Below are 4,188 nucleotides of genomic sequence, written 5' to 3'. Positions count from 1 at the left end.
CTCCTCCCCGCTTTCACCATCCATGCTCTTCCTGATATCCCGAAGCGGGGTCATTTCATGCGTGGCGCGCTCCAGCAGTTTTTTCCCGAGATCCTGCAGAAATTCTGCAATAGTAACACCGGCAGTAACTTTCACGCAAAGCGGAACAGTATTGATAAACAGGCCGGACGTATATTCAAACTCAGACAGCGCCTGCAACCGGCCCGACACCGGCGTTCCAAAAACAGCAGCATCACTGTGGTTATATGTTTGTAACAGATACCCCCATATACCATACATGAAGTTGGCAATGGTAATATGAAGAGAAGCACAATAAGCCTCCACCTTCTCTCTGTCCGGAACAACGCTGGCTTTGGCCGGGCTGAACGACGTATTTCCTTTGGCCAACCTGTAAGGAAGCCGGGTAAGCGAACCCGCGCCGGACATATAGTCCCTCCAGAACTGCAGGCTGCTACTATGATCCAGGTTCAGCGTATGGTGAATGTAATCTTTAAAAGAACCTCTTCTGTTAACCGTAGTTCCCTGTACAGACAATTCAGGCATCCAGTAACGGAAAAGATCTTTCAGAATAATTCCGTTACTCCATCCATCAAACAACATGTGATGATAACAAAAGGTTAATCTGAAATGCCGGTCTGCCAGCTTACACAAGAGAAAGCGGCAAGGCACCTGCTCCAGGTCAAATCCCTGTTGATAATCTTCATCAAGCATTTTCTCCATCAGCAGCTGCGGACTGTTCGACAGCACGGACAAGTCCTCATAAACAATCCCCGGAACAAATTCCCTCAGGTAAATAGCCACTGGTTGTGACAGCGCTTTCCATCTGAACATACAGCGCAGGTTTTCATGAGCCGCCGCAGTTTTAGCAACAGCATCCCTGAACGCAGCTACATTACAATTCGTCTTTATATCGAGACTAATCCGCTCGAAATAGCTGTTAACAGCAGGGTTCTTCAGGTATTGAAACAATACGCCCTCCTGAACGGGAGACAGGGAAATAATATCCTCGACGTTGTCCTTGTCAATGATCATAAATATTTTTTATTGGCAGATGCAGCGGGGTTAACCAAACAATATTTTTAAATCCTGCTCATCCAGGTTAGCCAACCTGAAATCAGAGTGAGAAAAATGAACGTCTTTTGATTCCAGGAGATATTGGAGAAGCATTTTCAGTTTTTCCTGGTATTGTTCCACAAGCCTTTCGATGAGCTGTGGCTCATGTATCGTTTCATTAAATGACAAAGCAATTGTTAATACCCCATCGATAATCATCAGATTATATTCCAACTGGCAATACATTTCATTTTCCGCGTGTGTTTCCCTTCCCGGAGGAATATGCAGGGTACTGAAAAGAGGATTATCACTTCCTTCATCCAGTTGTCCGAGATAATTGAACAACACCGGTATCTTTTCCATGTTTGCCTTTTCAGCATCCGGTTTGATGTACCGGTCAATACCAAAGCCGATTCCATGTGCCGGTATCATTCTGTATTGCTCCTTTACATTTTTAATCTGTTCCCCGATAGACGCCCCCCCGACATCGAATCTGAATGGGTACATACTGGTAAACCAACCCACGGTTGCAGCAATACTAATATCGCCCAGCTGCCTGCCATGTCCTTCCATCATGATGAGTAGTTCGTCGGTCTCTGCCCATTCCCTGAGCAATTGGCCTAACGCCACCAGCAATAACATAACGGGTTCTGTCTTATAGGGGACATTCGCCTCTTTCAGCAGGAAATCCGTCTCTTCCCGGCTGAGGGTTCCTGAGCAGGTTTTGCGGTTCACATACCGCCAGTCTGCCCCTTGTGTTTTGCCCGGTATCCGGAATAAACACGATGCCGCTCTATCCCAGTATGCCTTCTCCTTACCTGCCCACACATCGCCATATGCCTGCAGATGTTTCAACCATTGTGCTGCCGGGAGAACCGCATTATATTCCGGAACGGCAGTTTTACCGGCCAGATGCTGATAGAGCTGTTGCAGGTCTGTTAGTAATGTTCTCCAGCTAACACCATCCACCAGGAGATGATGCGCTGTTATCAACAGTTGTACAATGCCGGTCTTATCTCTTATTACTCCTGCTTTTATCAGCAGGTCATCAGCGATATCAAAGTCTCCCTTAAATATTTCCAGCATCTCAGGGGTGTATCCGCTGCAATCTGTAAATGTGATAATCCCCTGCAGGTGTTTCGGATTATAAAACAGCTGTTTTGAGACAGGATCATAGTTCAGCCGAAGTCCGTCGTGTCTGGACACCAATAGTTGCATGGCTTTTTCTGCCAATGTCAGATCGGTATGTTCCTGCAATTGCAGCAATACTGACTGGTTATAAAATCCCGGATGTTTAAATGCCTGTTCAAAAAACCATGCTTCCATCGGTAACAAGGCTCTTTTGCCAGCGATGACGGGCTGAATTTCCGGTTCCGCAGCCATGTAACGAATACGCGGAGCAAGGCGGCCTACTGTTTGATAGATCAGTATATCACTGGCCTCCAGCAACATGCTGTGTTGTTTTAAGCGGGCTGTTATCCGGAACGCTTTGATGGAATCTCCCCCAAGCTGGAAAAAGTTACTGTCTGGTCCTACGTTTTCTGCCCCCAACACTTCTTCCCACACCACTGCCAGTTTGCGCTCCCTGTCACCGGATGGTTCCTTTCCTCTTCCCCCGCTATCTGCATCGGGCCGGGGAAGGGCTTTCAGGTCCACTTTTCCGTTAGCCGTAAGCGGAAAGGAATTCATCCGGATGAAATGCCCCGGGATCATGTAATAAGGTACCCGTTCAGCCATGTAACGGATAAGGTCCTCCACGTCCGGTATTTCTTCCACACCGGGGTCCAGGGTATAATAGGCAGCCAGAGAGTTTCTTCCACCCTTATCTTTGACCGTTTCCACTACCACCTGCTGCATGTGCTGATAACACATAAGGTGATAGTCTATTTCTGCAAGCTCCACCCTGTGCCCTTCAATTTTTACCTGCCTGTCTAACCTGCCACGGCATTCTATCAGGCCTCTTTCTACACGTACGCCGCTGTCGCCGGTTTTATACATTTTCCTCCCGGGTATGAGGGGATTATCTAAAAACCGGCTGTCAGTCAGCTCGCTCGCATTCAGGTAACCTTCAGCCAGGCCGTCGCCTCCAATGTAGATCTCTCCCGGAATGCCAGCCGGCACCGGATGGAGATATTTATCCAACAGGTAGATTTGTGTATTATTAACGGGCTTCCCGATCAGGACATTTGTATAGTCTTCCGCAGTATCAAACTGATGGATCATACAGCCCACCGTAGCCTCTGTGGGTCCATACTCATTGAATATCCTGATCCTGCCGGCAGACAGGTGATGAATATCCCTGGCAAGAACAGTATCCAGTTGTTCTCCTCCTACAATGAACGTATGTATTTTGCAGGGAACATCACGATCTAATAATCGTTGTTCCCGCAGGAGTCTTAAATGGGAAGGCGTTAATTTGACGATATCCGACCGGTTATCTTTTATGACCCGTTCCAGCAGGGAAGCATGGTTTGCATCGTCATAAATGATCACCCGGTTACCGGTAACAACCGGCACAAAAATGGAAGTTATAGCGAGATCAAATGAAACAGAGGTAAACAGCGGAAAATCCGCCGGCCTGCCCTGGCAATACAATGCCGCCGCCCATGTGATATAGTTAACTAACGCACGGTGAGATACCATCACGCCTTTGGGCATACCGGTAGTGCCAGATGTATAGATCACATAAGCCGGCGCTGTACTGTCCGTGTTTTCTACACCGGGAAATATCTCTTCTCCTGTGCCCTCTTTCTCCCAATGCATCCATGGGGTCTCTTCAACCGAACTATAACCCTCCCGCCCTGTTAGTACCAGTTTACATCCACTGCTGCTGATAATATAGGCGATACGCCCCGAAGGCTGCCCGGGGTCAACAGGAAGATAACACGCTCCCGCTTTGAGCACCGCCAGCATATTTATGAGCCAGTCAGCCGACCGCCTTTGCAGTATGGCAACAATATCGCCTGCACAAATTCCTTTTTTTAACAGTTGCCCTGCCAGGGAAGACGACCATTGATCCAACCGCCGGTAGCTAATGTCTTGTGCTCCGTCTGAAACAGCTACGGCATCAGGCGTCCTTGCGGCCTGCTCCATGAACAGTTCTTCTATTCTCTTTTCCCGGGGATATACCGCTGC

Annotated in this window: 2 protein-coding genes; both read right to left on the bottom strand. The window is 48.2% G+C overall.

Translation table 11 applies throughout. From position 1 onward, the window contains the following. Positions 1–1,032 (bottom strand): condensation domain-containing protein (locus tag VN105_RS23160; protein ID WP_325644682.1); only part of this gene is annotated, 1,032 nt, incomplete at its 3' end. Positions 1,033–1,062: 30 nt separating this feature from the next. Next, on the bottom strand, positions 1,063–4,188 hold a 3,126-nt coding region (locus VN105_RS23155), incomplete at its 5' end, for an amino acid adenylation domain-containing protein (protein ID WP_325644680.1).

Source organism: Chitinophaga sp. (assembly GCF_035564935.1).
Classification (GTDB): domain Bacteria; phylum Bacteroidota; class Bacteroidia; order Chitinophagales; family Chitinophagaceae; genus Chitinophaga.
The sequence above is the reverse complement of the archived record's forward strand: the minus strand, read 5'-3'. Positions and strand labels throughout refer to the sequence as shown.